We start from the raw sequence: 16384 nt of genomic DNA, 5'->3' as shown, positions 1-16384 counted from the left end.
CGTCTCCCTGTCAGGATTCTCTTCTATCACGCGATACTTACTCGGCAGAAGCCTTCTCTACCTGAGCGATCGCTGCTTTCTGCATCGGAATACGGCAATTCCGGTTGCTTCCGAATTCTACGATAACATCGTCATCGCTGATATCGATTATAACTCCATAAAAACCGCTGGTCGTAAGAACGGTATCTCCTACTTCCATCTCAGAAATCATGGACTGAACTCTCTTCTGTTCCTTCTTCTGTGGCCTTATAAAGATAAACCAGAAACCGCCAAAGATTACTGCATATACTACAAACAGTAATGCCCAACTTCCTCCTGAACTCTGTGCTGCTAATGTGTACATACTAATTCCTCCTAAATCTCATTAAACACTATTGCTATCATACACAATAATGCTGCATTCATCAAGTCATTTTGTATAATTCATGTAAATTTTACATTTATTCCCTGCCGGACATAAGCCCATCAAGCTTCTCTTTTTTATACTCCTGATACCGTCCTTCTTCAATTGCCTGGCGGATCTCTTCCATCATAGAATTGTAGAAATACAGGTTATGCAGCACGCACAGCCTCATTCCCAGCATCTCTTTTGCTTTCAGCAGATGGCGGATATAGGCTCTTGAATATGTGCGGCAGGCAGGACATCTGCATCCTTCTTCGATCGGGCGCTCATCCAGTTCGTATCTGGCATTGTAAAGGTTTAACTTCCCGTGCCTGGTATACACGTGTCCGTGCCTGCCGTTTCTGCTGGGATATACGCAGTCAAAGAAGTCTACCCCCCGATCCACAGCCTCCAGAATATTGGCTGGCGTTCCCACGCCCATCAGATAAGTAGGCGCATTCTGCGGAAGATGCGGCACGACAGCGTCCAGAATCCGGTACATATCCTCATGCGACTCGCCGACAGCAAGCCCTCCAATGGCGTACCCGTCCAGATGAAGATCTGCGATCTCCTTGGCATGGCGGATACGGATATCTTCATAGATGCCTCCCTGATTGATTCCAAAGAGCATCTGCTCCTGATTGATCGTATCCGGCAGGCTGTTCAGACGCTCCATCTCTTTCTTGCAGCGTATCAGCCACCGAGTCGTCCGGTCCACCGACTTCTCAATATAGTCCTTCTCGGCTATGCTTGACGGACATTCATCGAAAGCCATGGCGATGGTAGAGGCCAGATTCGACTGAATCTGCATGCTCTCTTCCGGGCCCATGAAGATCTTCCTGCCATCAATGTGGGAGTTGAAATACACTCCCTCTTCCTTGATTCTTCGAAGTCCTGCCAGAGAAAAAACCTGGAACCCGCCGGAATCCGTCAGGATCGGCTTGTCCCAGACCATGAACTTGTGAAGGCCTCCCAACTTCTTTATCACTTCATCTCCCGGACGGACATGCAGATGATAAGTGTTGGAAAGTTCCACCTGTGTCTTGATTTCCTGTAAATCCGTGGTCGAGACGGCTCCCTTTATGGCAGCCGCTGTTCCCACATTCATAAATACAGGGGTCTCAATGACCCCATGTACTGTATGCAATCTTCCTCTTTTGGCAAGACCATCCTTCTTTAATAATTCATACATGATCTTATCCTCATTTTTCTATATTCTTCGTCGTCTAGTAATGGCACACCACCGGCGTTCCCGCTGTGATCAGGTTATAAAGCTGGGCTGCCACGTCATAAGGCAGGTTTACGCATCCGTGAGAGCCATTGGTCTGATACCTGGATCCGCCGAAGGATGACTGCCATGTAGCGTCATGGAAGCCGATTCCTCCGTTGAATGGCATCCAGAACTTCACCGGCGTCTCATACTCATAGGTTCCATCCGGCTTCTTGGTTCCTCTCAGCACCTGATCCAGCGCCTTATATGCCAGGGAATAGACTCCCTGCGGCGTTCCGTTTCCTTTGTTCGGATTCCCGGTCACGATTCCTGACTGTAGTACCACCTGGCCGTTCTGAACGAAATACATCATCTGGTTAGACAGGTCCACCTCCGCGTAGGTGCTGCCCACGTCATTTCCTTCGTGGCTTGCAGCGCGGCTCGCATAATTGGGCTCTCTGGTAACGGTCTCCGCATTCTGGATATTAGCAATCAGCGCATTGTACTCTGCCTCCTGATCAATCTTCCATCCATAACTTCCGCCTGTCACATTTACCGTATTGCCGGTTGCCGTCGTAAATGTCCTGGGCTTGCCCTTGGTATCGTACTTATCCGCCAGGGACTGGATAAAGGCTCTTACCGCTTCTTCATTAAAAGTCACGTTCATATCTGCATCCACGGTTACCCATTGGGATATGACGGAAGCGTCCACCACTTCCGTAGCCGGATTAAAGTCATATGTAACGTTTGCTCCCAGATAACTGTTCATGGCATCTGTAGCCGCTACGACTTCTTGTGAATCAGATACAAACCTTGGCAATATATAGCATCCTGTCTTGAACAGGTCCAAAGTCGGCTTGAATCCATTGATGGCCTTGGTCACGGCCTCATTAAACTTCTCCGTATCAATCTGGGTGCCTACCACTTCTGGAACCACTACAAACTTGTCGTTCTGGAATTCCGGATGGGCATCCACGGAAACAGTCTGGTTCTCCGGCTTCAGGCATTCCAGGCCTTCCGTTATCTTTGCAAGGGCATCCTTGTCATATTCCACGCCAATCTCTGATGTAATCTTCGGATGATTCCACAGGGAAGTGATCCAAAGGAAATTATTCTGCTTCTTAGCCAGTTTCTCAAGTTGTTCGCCCGGAACATACACAAGAGAGATATCAGAGCCGCTGATCTTCTCGCTTCCGCCATCAGATTCTTTAAGCGTTAAGACATAATCCGCCACCTGCTGCTTCATATAGGCCTCCACCTGGCTTACGCTTTTCAGAGAGAAGTCCGTCCCATTGATCTTCGTAAAGAACATGAAATGGCTGCTAAAGAATATGGCAAATCCCACATAGATCAGGACCAGGACTCCGATAATGATGCCTGCCACGATCGCCGCCGTCTTCTTGCGTTTCTTTTTCTTTGCCGCCTTCACTATATCGGTCTCTTCCATATCGTCATCTTCCAATTCATCATATTCTAATTCTTCGTCTTTTATATCGTCAAACTCTTCCAGACTATCTTCATCGTCTATCTCATCGAATCTGTCTGTCTCAAGAACACCGTCATCAGCAGATATGTCAGCGCTATCATCATCTTCCATATCAATTTCTTCTTCCTGGGAATCTTCATAATCATCATCCGTTTCTTTAAAAGCATCAGAACTATTGAGGTCATCATAGATTTCTTTCATGGTCTCTTCAATAATCTCATCTGCTCTTTTTCCTGTATCACCCATAGATATTACTCCTCTTTCAAAATCTCACACGCTAACATTATAATATGCATATATGCAAAAGTACAGGAAAAATCACAAAAAAATAATGAAGATTTCCTGAATATTTTATAATTGCAGGCTTGCCCCCTTTCTAATATAATAAGAATATCTATTATATATGAAGGAGACTTACTTATGGCTGGATCAACTTATGGAACCTTATTTACAATGACTACCTGGGGGGAATCCCACGGGCCGGCAATCGGCGTCGTCGTCGACGGATGTCCGGCAGGGATTCCTCTCTCAGAAGGCGATATCCAGAGATTCCTTGACCGAAGGAAGCCCGGACAGAGCAAATATACCACTGCCCGCAGCGAATCAGATCAGGTGGAGATCCTCTCCGGCGTGTTCGAAGGGCGCACCACCGGTACTCCCATCTCGCTCATGGTGCGCAACCAGGATCAGCGTTCCAGGGACTACGGAAAGATCAAGGACTGCTACCGTCCGGGACATGCCGACTATACCTTTGATTCCAAATACGGATTCCGCGACTATCGCGGCGGAGGACGCACCTCCGGCAGGGAGACCATCGGGCGGGTTGCCGCCGGAGCCATCGCTTCCAAGATGCTGGATCAGCTTGGGATCCATCTAAGAGCCTACACCAAGGCGATCGGCAGCATCGTGGTTCCCGAATCTGCCTATGATTATGATTGCATTGTCCATAATAGTCTATACATGCCCAGCGACGATTATGCACAAAGGGCTTCCGCTTACCTGGAACAATGCATCAAAGAGCAGGATTCTTCCGGCGGAATCGTGGAATGCCGCATCAACGGCATGCCTGCCGGTATCGGCGATCCTGTCTTCCAGAAGCTGGATGCCTGCCTTGCCAGGGCATTGATGTCCATTGGCGCAGTAAAGGGCATCGAGATCGGCGACGGCTTTGAGGCCGCCGCCTCTAAGGGAAGCATAAACAACGACGCCTTCTTAAACTGCCAGGGCAATATCTGCAAGAAGACCAATCATTCTGGCGGAACCTTGGGCGGCTTAAGCGATGGCAGCCCCATCATCTTAAGGGCAGCCATCAAGCCTACGCCTTCCATCTCAAAGCCTCAGCAGACGGTGACCCGGGAAGGCGAAGAGACCACCATCACTATCACCGGCAGGCACGACCCCGTCATCGTTCCAAGAGCCGTGGTGGTGGTGGAATCCATGGCCGCGATCACTATAGCGGATCTTCTGATGACCGGCATGTCCAGCAACATGGAGAACCTTCTGAAAATCTATCAAAAATAGTCCCAGTCCGGGCACGCAGTTCCTCCTGCGCCCGGACTTTAACTTTTTCCCAGAAATCTCTTGATTTTTTATAAATATATAGTATAATGAGCCTTGCGCACGAGTTAAGAAATACTAAACTCTATGTTTATTTTTACTGTCACGCAGCAAAAAGGAGGTACTTATGGAAATAGGCCCGAAATTAAGAGAACTGCGAATTGCCAAGAATCTTACCCAGGAAGAACTGGCGGACCGGGCGGAACTGTCCAAAGGATTCATCTCCCAGCTGGAGCGGGACCTTACTTCTCCTTCCATTGCTACCCTGGTAGACATTCTGCAATGCCTGGGGACTACCATCAATGAATTCTTCAGCGAAGACCCGGAAGAGCAGGTCGTCTTCCACTATGAAGATTATTTTGAAAAGGAAGATACGGAACTTTTGAATAAGACCGAGTGGATCATCCCCAACGCCCAGAAGAATATGATGGAGCCTATCCGCCTCACGCTCAAGCCAGGCGGTTCCACCTACCGGGATGTCCCCCATGAAGGGGAAGAGTTCGGATATGTGCTAAAAGGTACCGTTAAGATCCATATCGGGAAAAAAGTCTACACTGCCAAAAAAGGGGAATCTTTTTACTTCACCCCACATTCCGAGCATTATATAGAGGCTCCAAACAGCACTGGCGCCACCATCATCTGGGTCAGCACGCCGCCCAGTTTCTAAAGATAAGAATAAATGATACGGGAGGACTATCATGTCACACAAATTAATCGATATTGTAAATATTTCAAAATCCTTTGGAGAAAACCTGGTCCTGGATGACCTGAACCTGTATATCCGAGAAAATGAATTTCTGACCCTGCTTGGGCCCAGCGGCTGTGGAAAGACCACCCTTCTTCGGATTCTGGGCGGCTTTGAGTCCCCGGATACCGGAAAGGTCATCTTTGACGGAAAGAATATTACGGAACTGGCCCCCAACAAGCGGCAGCTCAATACCGTATTCCAGAAATATGCCCTCTTTACCAATATGACCATTGCCCAGAATATCGCATTTGGCCTGAAGATCAAGGGCAAATCCCAGTCCTACATTAATGACAAGATTCGTTATGCCCTGAAACTGGTGAATCTGGAGGGATTTGAAGACAGGACTCCCGACTCCTTAAGCGGCGGCCAGCAGCAGCGTATCGCCATCGCACGGGCCATCGTTAATGAGCCTAAGGTTCTTCTTCTTGACGAGCCGCTGGGCGCGCTGGACTTAAAGCTGCGTCAGGATATGCAGTATGAATTGATCCGTCTCAAGAACGAGCTTGGCATCACCTTCGTATATGTTACCCATGACCAGGAGGAAGCCCTCACCATGTCCGATACCATCGTAGTCATGAATCAGGGCTACATCCAGCAGATCGGAACGCCGGAGGACATTTACAATGAGCCGCAGAATGCTTTCGTTGCCGACTTTATCGGCGAGAGCAACATTCTTCCTGCCACCATGGTAGAAGACCGGCTGGTTAAGATCCTGGGCGTCAATTTCCCTTGCGTGGATGAAGGCTTTGGACGCAACAAGCCGGTGGACGCAGTTATAAGGCCGGAGGATATTGATCTGGTGAAGCCGGAAGAAGGCATCATGGAGGGCGTAGTCACCCATCTGATCTTCAAGGGCGTGCATTATGAGATGGAAGTACTGGCCAATAACTACGAATGGCTGGTACACAGCACCGATATGTTCCCGGTAGGAACAGAGGTAGGAATCAAGGTAGATCCTTTCGATATACAGATTATGAAGAAACCTGAGTCTGAAGATGCGGAGGCGGTTACAATTGAGGAATAAGACAAGAAAATTCAAGCGGCTGCTGGCCGGACCTTATCTCTTCTGGTCAGTATCCTTTATCATCATCCCTCTCCTTATGATCTTTTACTATGGGCTGACCGACAAGGACGGGGCTTTTACGTTATTGAATATTGCAAATATTACGACGCCGGAGAACCTGAAAGCATTGGGGCTTGCCCTCCTGCTTTCCTTTGTGAGCACCGTGGTCTGCCTGCTCCTGGCCTATCCTCTGGCGATGATCCTGTCCAACCTGGGCGTTAACCAGTCCAGTTTTATCGTGCTGATCTTCATCCTGCCCATGTGGATGAATTTCCTTCTGCGTACCCTGGCATGGCAGAATCTTCTGGAGAAGAACGGAGTCATCAATGTGATCCTGGATTTCCTGAACCTTCCTGCCCTGGAGATCATCAATACGCCTTATGCCATTGTTCTGGGCATGGTCTATAACTTCCTGCCCTTCATGGTCCTTCCGATCTATAACGTGCTGGCCAAGATCGACAAGGATGTCATAGCGGCCGCGAGGGACTTGGGCGCCAATAATGTGCAGACATTCCTGCGCATCATCCTGCCTTTAAGCGTGCCTGGGATCATCAGCGGAATTACCATGGTATTCGTGCCCGCGCTGACCACTTTCGTCATCTCCGATTTGCTTGGCGGAAGCAAGATCCTGCTGATCGGCAATGTCATCGAGCAGGAATTCAAGCAGGGAAGCAACTGGCATGTGGGAAGCGGCCTGTCCCTGGTACTTATGATTTTTATTATCATCAGTATGGCATTGATTGCCAAATACGATAAAGATGGGGAGGGAACTGTATTTTGATCAAGAAAATCTTACAGCGTTTTTACCTGGTGCTCATCTTCGTGCTTCTGTACGCTCCTATCGTAACCTTGATGGTGCTGTCTTTCAATAAATCGAAGACACGCTCCAAATGGGGAGGATTTACCACCAAATGGTACGTAGAGTTATTCAAGAACGAGCAGATTATGAATGCCTTGTATACGACCCTGATCATAGCTCTTCTGTCCGCCCTGATCGCGACGATCATAGGAACGGCGGCGGCAATCGGGATCCAGGCCATGCACCGGAAATTCCGCACCACCATGATGGGGGTTACCAACATTCCCATGCTGAATGCGGATATTGTGACCGGCATCTCCCTGATGCTGCTCTTCATCGCATTTCGGTTTTCGCTGGGATTCTCGACCATACTGCTGGCTCACATTACCTTTAATATTCCTTATGTGATATTAAGCGTCATGCCCAAGCTAAAGCAGACCAATGTAAGCACTTACGAGGCGGCCCTGGACCTGGGGGCTTCTCCGGTCTATGCCTTCTTCAAGGTGGTATTCCCGGATATCCTTCCAGGCGTATCATCCGGATTCCTGTTGGCCTTTACCATGTCGCTGGATGACTTTATCATCACGCATTTTACCAAGGGCCCTGGAGTGGACACCCTGTCCACCAAGATATACAGTGAAGTTCGAAAAGGCATCAAGCCGGAAATGTACGCGCTCTCCACCATACTCTTCCTGTCCGTGCTCCTGCTGCTCATTCTGGTCAACATCGCGCCGGATGAAAAGCCGGATAAGCACAAGGCCGTTACCGCAAGAAGCATAAGGCGCCATAAGGCCGGCCGCTTCCTTCTTCGCAAGGTCGTTCCTGTCATGATGGCATTGGTGGTAATCGTGGGCGGCTTCTTCTATGGCTCCAAGGCAGCCACAGGAGGCGATAATCAAGTGATTGTCTACAATTGGGGAGAATATATGGACCCGGAGACTATCACCATGTTCGAGAAAGAGACGGGGATCGAGGTCGTCTATGAGGAATACGAGACCAACGAGATCATGTATCCCAAGATCCAGTCCGGCGCCATTGCTTATGACGTGGTCTGCCCTTCCGACTACATGATACAGAGAATGATAGAAAATGACCTGCTGGCAGAGATTGATTTTGACAACATCCCAAATATCAGGAATATCGGCGATACTTATATGGATCAGTCCAGGCAGTTCGACCCGGAGAACAAGTACTCCGTGCCATACTGCTGGGGAACGGTAGGTATCCTCTATAACAAGACCATGGTGGATGAGCCTATCGACAGCTGGTCCGTACTGTGGGATGAGAAATACAAGGATAATATCCTGATGCAGGACAGCGTGCGCGACGCGTTTGGAGTCACGCTGAAATATCTCGGCTACTCGCTTAATTCCACCGACCTGGATGAACTGGAGGCGGCCAAGAAGTTGCTGATCAAGCAGAAGCCTCTTGTGCAGGCCTACGTTATCGACCAGGTGCGAGACAAAATGATTGGCAATGAGGCCGCCATTGGCGTCATCTACTCCGGTGAAGCCATCTACACCCAGTGGGAGAATCCCAATCTGGAATACGTGATACCAAAAGAAGGTTCCAATGTGTGGATTGATTCCTGGGTCATTCCAAAGAACGCCAAGCACAAGGAAAATGCCGAGAAATTCATTAACTTCATCTGCCGCCCGGATATCGCGAAGATGAACTTTGACTACATCACCTACTCTACGCCGAATGAGGCCGGAAGGCAGCTGATTGAAGACCCTGCTCTTCGAAACAGCCCCATAGCCTTCCCGGATCCGGAAGAACTGGCGAACTGTGAGACCTTCAAATTCCTGGGAGATGAAAACGACGCCCTCTACAACGAACTGTGGCGGGAAGTCAAGTCAAAATAAGCATAATGACGCATAAAAATGGGGATGCCTTACGCATCCCCATTCCTTATACATTGAAGCAGCCACCGCCGATGAACTCCCGCAGCAGGGAATTGGTAGGAACATTCTCGCTTCCGATTCCCACAAAATAATCCAGGAACTTCAGAAGCCTCTTGGCTTCCAGATATTCCGGGCAGTCCCGGTCAATCCCAAAGAGCAGCGATTCTACGTAAGGCTTCAATACCGCCAGTTCATAGATAAGCGCTGAATTGAACATGACGTCCGCCTCTTCCTGATAAGGGAAGATGTTGCGCTCCTCTCCTCTTCTGACAGACGGCCACATGCTGATCGTCCGCTTAGCGGAAGATCCCCGGGTGCGGGCATCCCTGACGATTCTTCGTATCAGGCGGCCATCCGTGGTGGGAATCCGGTTGTGCTCGTCTATGTTCAACTGTGTCAGGGCGCTGATGTATATCTTGAACTTGTTCTCATCCGGCAGGCTCTCCGTCAGTTTGGGATTCAGGCAATGGATGCCTTCTATCACCAGCACGTCATTTTCTCCCAGTTTCTTAACGCCGCTCCCATATTCCTTATGTCCGGTCACAAAATTAAACCTTGGTATCACCACTTCTTTTCCTGCCAGCAGTTCCTTAAGCTGCCGGTTAAACAGTTCTACGTCTACTGCCTCCAGGCATTCAAAGTCATATTCCCCGTTCTTATCCCTCGGATTTACTTCCCGTTCCACAAAATAATTGTCCACCGCGATCGGGTGGGGAATCAGCCCGTTAGCCCGAAGCTGAATGGACAGCCTGTGGGAGAACGTCGTCTTTCCCGAAGACGACGGGCCTGCAATCAATATGAACTTTCGTTCTCTGCGTTCGGCAATCTGCGCCGCGATCTCCGCGATCTTCTTCTCCTGCAGCGCCTCCTGAACCAGTACCACCTGTAATCCGTCGCCGTTGGTAATCTTGCCATTCAGCGCGCCAACCGTCTCTATGCCCTGCATATCGCCCCACTGGGTGGATTCCTTGAGCACATGGAACAACTTATTCTGAGGCTCGAATGGAGGCACCTCTCTTGGGTTCTTCTGGGTAGGCATCTGCACCACGAACCCTTCATCATACAGATAGAGTTTGAAATACCTAAGATATCCGGCGCTAGGCACCATATAGCCATAATAATAATCCTCAAACTCATTCATGCTATATATGTTGACCTTGGATACCCTCCGGTATTCAAATAATCGCTCCTTGTCATGCATCCCGTGCTGTCCGAATAAGGCGATGGCATCGTCCGTATGGATGCTCCGCTTATTAATGGGCATATCCATCTCCACCATCTCGCGCATTCTCGCGCATTCTCGCCTCCACATGCTCCAGGAATTCCTGATCCAGACGAATATTCCCCTCAATCGTACAGTAGTAGCCCTTGCTGACAGAATAATGGATTCGGACCTTATCGATATCATCGTGGTTTGCCACATCATAGACCGCTTTTACCAGCATCAGGCTCATGCTTCTTTTGTAGGTCTTATGCCCGATCGGCCCGGACGTAGTCTCAAACCGCATGACGCAGTCTCCTTCCAGCGTCTTATGCAGTTCCTGCAGCCGGTCGTTGATAAATACCAGCACGATATCATCCTCATAGTCCTTCTGGTGCTCTGCGGCAATCTGGCGGTATGTAGTTCCAGCCTCGTACTGCCGGATTTCATCCCCTATCTGCACGCTGTACATTTTCTTCTCCATCTTATAACCGCCTCTTTTCTTTGATTTCTTTCCTGCTACATGATTGTAAATGGATGTACGATCGGAGCCGCCATCACCTCCACATCCGTCAGATGACTGCCCAGATACTGCCTCATATCTTCCATAAAAATATGCTCGATGCCATAGTGACCTGCGTCAATGACTGCCAGCCCCTGGGCCACCGCGTCAATCCCTTCATGATGGCCGATATCTCCTGTGATAAGGACATCCGCCTTCTTATCAAGCGCCGCCTTTATCATGCTCTTGCCAGACCCGGGGGAGATGGCGATCCTGCGCACTCTGGCATCAAGATCTCCAAATATCTTGACGGCGTTCAGTTGGAAGGATTTCTTCACCTCATGGCCGCATTCCTGCAAAGTTACCGGGTGATCCAGATCTGCCACTCTCCCGATCCCCTCCTCGCCGTTATCCGAAGGTCCATTCTCGCAGGTGGCTTCCAGGACCTCTGCCTTAGAAAGATTCATCTTCTCTCCTGACAGCCGGGCCATTCCCAGCACGTCGTAGTTCGTATGCATTGCATAGTAAGAGATGTCGCTTTGGATCAGTTTCAGTATCCTGTTTCCTATAAAATCCAGATTATTGATTCTTTTTAATGCGCCGAATATCATAGGGTGATGGGTCACCAGCATGTCGGCCTGGCTTTCGATCGCCGCGTCAATAACTTCATCCGTCGCGTCCAGGGCAATATAGATCCGCCTTACTTCCTTATCATCTCTTCCCACCAGCAGGCCTACATTATCCCAATCCAGCGCATACTCTCTTGGATAAGCCGCTTCGATCACATCCATTACATCCTTACACAGCATATGCATTCTCCCTTCTTCCTGTGCCTTATCTGTCAAAATACTCCAGAGCCTCCCGAATCATCACGATCTCCTCGCGTACCTCTTCCATACGCCTGGCAGCGCTTTCGCTGCCTTTTCGCCTGCTCAGCTGGCCAAAGATACTTTCCCTGATGCCCATCTCCCGGTCCAGGTACTTTTTAAGCACCGGATGCTTTTCTTCCAGCAGGCATTTGCCATACAGGTATTCGCACTCCGTATAAGGCGCGCTGCTTCCATGCTCCACTTTCATTATAGGGTAGAACTTGCCATCCTCTTCCACCATATCCTCAGCCACGATCTTCATCTGGTTCTCTGCCACATAACGACGGACTCTATGTATCTCTGACTGGGGCTGCAGGATACAGGACTTAAGCGTATCCACCACAGGCTTTCCCTCTCTTAGTATCTTGATAACCAGGCCGCCTCCCATCCCGGCGGCAATCATCGTGTCCACTTCTCCGGGCTTCACTTCCTTAAGCCCGTCAGACAGCCGGGTCTCGATCTGCCCTTTCAGCCCGTGGCCCACAATATGCATTCTGGCCCTCTCCAGAGGCCCTTTATTGATATCCAGGGCAATCGCCCTTGCGGCTATCTGATTCTCGATCAGATAGATGGGAATATAGCCGTGATCCGTTCCAATATCTGCAACAGAGGCGCCCTCTGTCACAAGACTTGCAACTTTGGTAAGTCTTTTTGATAGTTCCATAGGCGCCTCTTTCTTAATCCAGATAATCTCTCAATTTTCTACTCCGGCTGGGGTGTCTGAGCTTGCGCAGCGCCTTCGCCTCAATCTGGCGGATACGCTCGCGGGTTACGTCGAATTCCTTTCCAACCTCTTCCAGGGTACGGGCGCGCCCGTCATTCATTCCGAACCGCAGCCGCAATACCTTCTGCTCTCTTTCCGTCAATGTGTCCAGAACCTCATCCAGCTGCTCCTTTAACAGCGTCTGTGCAGCCGCTTCAGCTGGCACTGGCACATTGTCGTCCTGTATGAAGTCTCCCAGATGACTGTCTTCTTCCTCGCCGATGGGCGTCTCCAAAGATACCGGCTCCTGGGAAATCTTCAGAATCTCCCGGACCCTCTCAACCGGCATGTCCAGCTGCGCCGCAATCTCTTCCGGCGTAGGCTCGCGACCTAATTCCTGCAATAATTGTCTGGACACGCGGATCAGCTTGTTGATCGTCTCCACCATGTGGACCGGAATCCGGATCGTCCTTGCCTGGTCTGCAATTGCTCTTGTGATTGCCTGGCGAATCCACCATGTGGCATATGTGCTGAACTTAAATCCCTTATGATAGTCAAACTTTTCAACCGCCTTGATCAGGCCCAGATTGCCTTCCTGAATCAGATCCAGAAACAGCATGCCGCGCCCTACATAACGCTTCGCAATGCTGACAACCAGACGCAGATTGGCCTCTGCCAGACGCTTTTTGGCCTCTTCATCACCGTCAGCCATCCGTTTCGCAAGATCCACTTCTTCTTCTGCGGTCAGAAGCGGAACCTTCCCAATCTCTTTCAGGTACATGCGGACCGGATCCTCAATGCTGATGCCATCCGGCACGCTCAAGTCGATCTTCTCCATGTCCACATCGTCTTCTTCCGCGATCACGATATCCACATCGTCGATATCGTCATCCTCGTCGCCGCTGATACGCAGGACATCAATGTTATTGGACTCCAGATGTTCGAACACTCTCTCCATCTGCTCGGCCTCAAGTTCCATATCCGAGAAGAAATCATTGATTTCCTGTAATTCCAGAATACTTTTCTTCTTTTTTCCAAGAGATACCAGTTCTTTTAATTTCTCCTCGAATTTCACTGTGTTTTCTTCCATGTAGCGTCCATCCTCTCATTGCTTGTTTATATTTTATCCTTAATTAATAGAAATATGCAGTTTTTGAAGGTCCTGTAGTTCCCTTTTTGCATTCATCAACTGCTGAAGACCCTTGATATCCGTGGGGTCCAGCATCTTAGTCGCCTCTTCTATACTATGATTCTTAATCCGGATAACCGTTTCCTGCAATGCCTTTTCCTGCTCTTTTGCCGTCGTCAGTTCCTTAATCTTTGTGTGGAACAGGCTGGCTACCTCGCGGTGTTCTTCTTCATCCGTAAAATGATTCATGATCCTTGCCGGGTTCACGTCATGCTTCTCGTACTGCTCATAGAGCAGCTGTGCCACCGTCCTGTAGATTCCTTCTGAAAAATCCGCAGGCGTGATATACTTCTCAATCTGACGGAATACCGCCTCGTCTGATGTAAGCCAAGTCAGCAGTATCTTCTGGGACTTGAGAATCCCATCTTCCTTTTCCTTCTTCTTGCCTTGGGTGCTCTTCGGCCTCTCCACAGGCTTGGCCAGTCCTGTCTGGATCGCCATCCTGCCCACCAGCTTGCGCAGATCTTCGAACCCTACATGATAGGCGCCAGCCACCGCTTCTATATAGTTGCCGCGCTCAATCTCTTCATCGAATTGCGCAAGCCGCCTGGCGACTTCTTTCATGAAATCAGTCTTTCCCTCCGGAGAATGCATGTCATAATTCTTCTCCAGAATCTCCAGGCTGAACATGAATCCATTCCTCGCCTTGCCGATCCGCTCTTCAAAAGCCTCGGCTCCCAGATTCTTGATAAACTCATCCGGATCTTTATAGGGCTCCATCCGGATGATCCTGGCTGTGATGCCCACATCCCTCAGAATGGGGATAGCCCGAAGCGCTGCCTTGGTGCCGGCTTCGTCGCTGTCATATGTAAGATAGACTTCCTGCACATACCGCTTGATCAGCGATGCATGTCCCGGCGTAAGCGCCGTTCCCAGGGAAGCAACCGCATTGGCGAATCCCGCCTGATGAAGGGATATCACATCCATATATCCTTCACAGAGAAGGAAATATGGCTTCTTGGTGCTCCTCGCCCGGTTCAGTCCATAGAGGTTACGGCTCTTGTCGAATATCATAGTCTCCGGCGAGTTCAGGTATTTGGGCTTTCCGTCTCCCATAACACGGCCGCCAAAGCCTATGACGCGGCTGTTGGCATCCATGATCGGGAACATGACCCGGTTCCAGAACTTGTCGTAAGCCCCCTGCCTTTCATCCACGGTAATCAGTCCGGCCTTTGCGATCATCTCATCCTGATATCCTTTGGAACGAAGATATTTGTAGAGGTCATTGCTGTACTTGTTGGCATATCCCAGGCCAAACGCCTTGATGGTGTCATCCCCAAGCTCCCGATTCTTAAGATAAGAGAGCGCCTGGGCGCCCTGGCTGCCTTTTAGCTGTGCATAAAAATACTGCGCAGCTGCCTTGTTGATCTCCAGCAAAATAGCCTTGGTATCCGCACGGGCCTTTGCTTCTTTTGAGTATTCTTGCTCCGGAAGTTCCACGCCTGCTCTGTCCGCCAGATACCTAAGCGCTTCTACGAAGGAATAATTCTCATACTCCATCAGGAATGTGAATACATTGCCGCCCGCCCCACAGCCAAAACAATAATACATCTGCTTTTGCTGGCTCACAGAAAAAGAGGGAGACTTCTCATTATGGAATGGACAGAGTCCAAAATAAGAACTTCCCTTTTTCTGAAGTTTCACATAGCCAGAGATTACATCTACAATATCATTTCTTGATCTTACTTCTTCAATTACTTCATCGGAATAATACATAATTTACACCCTCATATATAATATTCGACAAAAGTACTTGATTTCCTTTAAATTTTCCAAGATTCCGGAATAAAATATTCCTCGAACTTCTTGATCGCGTATGTATCCGTCATTCCCGCAATATAATCACAGACAATCCGCTCCGGCGTACCCCCTTCTTCCTCCAGCATCTCAAGGAACTGGTCTGGAAGCAGCCGGATATGCTTCCAATAATATTCATAGAGATTGGTCACCATGTTAATGGCCTTCTCTTCCTCGCCTTTTGCTACCGGATTCTTATACACATTTTCAAACATGAAGGCGCGAAGGGCCATGGTAGCCTGCTCCACTTCCGGAGACATCCGGATCTCCGGCTGGTCCATGCTGTTGATGATCACATTATGGATCATTGTATCCAGGCGGACTCTGGTAGAATTTCCAAGAATCTCCCGATATGTTTTCGGAATGTCTTCCTCTTTGAGCACTCCTCCCCGGATCGCGTCGTCAATATCATGGTTGATATAGGCAATCTTATCCGACAGGCGTACGATCTGTCCTTCCAGCGTATGCGGCGTGCCCGCGGATTTATGATTCAGGATTCCGTCACGCACTTCCCAGGTCAGGTTCAGTCCCTCGCCCTGCTTTTCCAGACGCTTCACCACCCTTACGCTCTGCTCGTTATGCTGGAACCCCAGAGGGCATACCTCGTCAAGCGCCCGTTCTCCTGCATGGCCGAAAGGCGTGTGTCCCAGATCGTGCCCCAGCGCGATCGCCTCCACCAGATCTTCATTGAGACGAAGAGCCTTGGCTATGGTTCGAGCGTTCTGGGATACCTCCAGCGTGTGGGTCAGCCTGGTTCTGTAATGATCTCCTTTCGGAAGAAGGAATACCTGCGTCTTCTGCTTTAGGCGGCGAAAAGCCTTGCTGTGAAGGATCCGGTCCCGGTCCCTCTGGAAGACGGGACGGATATCGCATTCTTCTTCCGCGCGCTCTCTTCCCCTTGAATCCTTGCTTAGCGTTGCATAAGGACTTAAATATTCAATCTCCCTAAGTTCTAACTGTTCCCTGATCGTCAT

Annotated in this window: 13 protein-coding genes and 1 pseudogene; 5 read left to right on the top strand and 9 right to left on the bottom strand. The window is 49.6% G+C overall.

Annotated elements, in window-relative coordinates; genetic code table 11:
• Nucleotides 1–37 precede the first annotated feature (37 nt).
• From yajC to HDCHBGLK_RS14195, 3 genes are all read right to left on the bottom strand, one after another.
• Nucleotides 38–343 carry a preprotein translocase subunit YajC gene (yajC, locus tag HDCHBGLK_RS14205; RefSeq protein WP_004606286.1) on the bottom strand — a complete coding sequence of 102 codons (306 nt, stop codon included), beginning with the start codon at nt 341–343 and terminating at the stop codon, nt 38–40.
• A 97-nt stretch (nt 344–440) separates the two neighbouring features.
• A complete protein-coding gene (gene tgt / locus HDCHBGLK_RS14200; protein ID WP_004606287.1) occupies nt 441–1574 on the bottom strand; it encodes a tRNA guanosine(34) transglycosylase Tgt in 1134 nt (377 codons plus the stop codon).
• A 34-nt stretch (nt 1575–1608) separates the two neighbouring features.
• Nucleotides 1609–3324 (bottom strand): L,D-transpeptidase family protein, encoded by a 1716-nt coding sequence (locus HDCHBGLK_RS14195; RefSeq protein WP_004606288.1) that lies wholly within the window; start codon nt 3322–3324, stop codon nt 1609–1611.
• Nucleotides 3325–3498: 174 nt separating this feature from the next.
• On the opposite strand from HDCHBGLK_RS14195, the gene aroC reads away from it, so the two are divergent.
• The 5 genes from aroC (at nt 3499) to HDCHBGLK_RS14170 (ending at nt 9110) form a co-directional block, all read left to right on the top strand.
• Nucleotides 3499–4599: a chorismate synthase gene (aroC, locus tag HDCHBGLK_RS14190; protein ID WP_009248970.1), complete on the top strand. Its 1101-nt coding sequence runs from the start codon at nt 3499–3501 to the stop codon at nt 4597–4599.
• 163 nt (nt 4600–4762) lie between these two features.
• Nucleotides 4763–5302 (top strand): helix-turn-helix domain-containing protein, encoded by a 540-nt coding sequence (locus tag HDCHBGLK_RS14185; RefSeq protein WP_004606290.1) that lies wholly within the window; start codon nt 4763–4765, stop codon nt 5300–5302.
• Between the two features lie 31 nt (nt 5303–5333).
• A complete protein-coding gene (locus HDCHBGLK_RS14180) occupies nt 5334–6407 on the top strand; it encodes an ABC transporter ATP-binding protein (protein ID WP_004606291.1) in 1074 nt (357 codons plus the stop codon).
• Nucleotides 6379–7227, top strand: coding sequence for an ABC transporter permease (locus HDCHBGLK_RS14175; RefSeq protein WP_039909543.1), 849 nt, complete (start codon nt 6379–6381; stop codon nt 7225–7227). The genes HDCHBGLK_RS14180 and HDCHBGLK_RS14175 overlap by 29 nt, the downstream gene beginning before the upstream one ends.
• Nucleotides 7224–9110 (top strand): extracellular solute-binding protein, encoded by a 1887-nt coding sequence (locus HDCHBGLK_RS14170; protein WP_004606293.1) that lies wholly within the window; start codon nt 7224–7226, stop codon nt 9108–9110. The genes HDCHBGLK_RS14175 and HDCHBGLK_RS14170 overlap by 4 nt, the downstream gene beginning before the upstream one ends.
• 46 nt (nt 9111–9156) lie before the next feature.
• On the opposite strand, the pseudogene HDCHBGLK_RS14165 reads toward HDCHBGLK_RS14170, so the two are convergent.
• The 6 genes and pseudogenes from HDCHBGLK_RS14165 to HDCHBGLK_RS14140 all read right to left on the bottom strand — a co-directional run bounded on the left by HDCHBGLK_RS14165 (nt 9157) and on the right by HDCHBGLK_RS14140 (nt 16384).
• A pseudogene (locus HDCHBGLK_RS14165) lies at nt 9157–10834 on the bottom strand (nucleoside kinase).
• A 35-nt stretch (nt 10835–10869) separates the two neighbouring features.
• The gene (locus tag HDCHBGLK_RS14160) at nt 10870–11661 is read right to left on the bottom strand and encodes a Nif3-like dinuclear metal center hexameric protein (RefSeq protein ID WP_009248973.1); all 792 of its coding nucleotides are present in this window, start codon (nt 11659–11661) and stop codon (nt 10870–10872) included.
• 25 nt (nt 11662–11686) lie between these two features.
• Nucleotides 11687–12385, bottom strand: a complete 699-nt coding sequence (locus HDCHBGLK_RS14155) for a tRNA (adenine(22)-N(1))-methyltransferase (protein ID WP_004606296.1) — start codon at nt 12383–12385, stop codon at nt 11687–11689.
• A 13-nt stretch (nt 12386–12398) separates the two neighbouring features.
• Nucleotides 12399–13514, bottom strand: a complete 1116-nt coding sequence (gene rpoD, locus HDCHBGLK_RS14150; protein WP_004606297.1) for an RNA polymerase sigma factor RpoD — start codon at nt 13512–13514, stop codon at nt 12399–12401.
• A 39-nt stretch (nt 13515–13553) separates the two neighbouring features.
• Nucleotides 13554–15329 carry a DNA primase gene (dnaG, locus tag HDCHBGLK_RS14145; RefSeq protein ID WP_004606298.1) on the bottom strand — a complete coding sequence of 592 codons (1776 nt, stop codon included), beginning with the start codon at nt 15327–15329 and terminating at the stop codon, nt 13554–13556.
• A 47-nt stretch (nt 15330–15376) separates the two neighbouring features.
• Nucleotides 15377–16384, bottom strand: coding sequence for a deoxyguanosinetriphosphate triphosphohydrolase (locus HDCHBGLK_RS14140; protein WP_004606299.1), 1008 nt, complete (start codon nt 16382–16384; stop codon nt 15377–15379).

The sequence above is a fragment of the [Clostridium] scindens ATCC 35704 genome, from assembly GCF_004295125.1.
In the GTDB taxonomy this organism is placed as follows: Bacteria; Bacillota; Clostridia; order Lachnospirales; family Lachnospiraceae; genus Clostridium_AP; species Clostridium_AP scindens.
The sequence above is the reverse complement of the archived record's forward strand: the minus strand, read 5'-3'. Positions and strand labels throughout refer to the sequence as shown.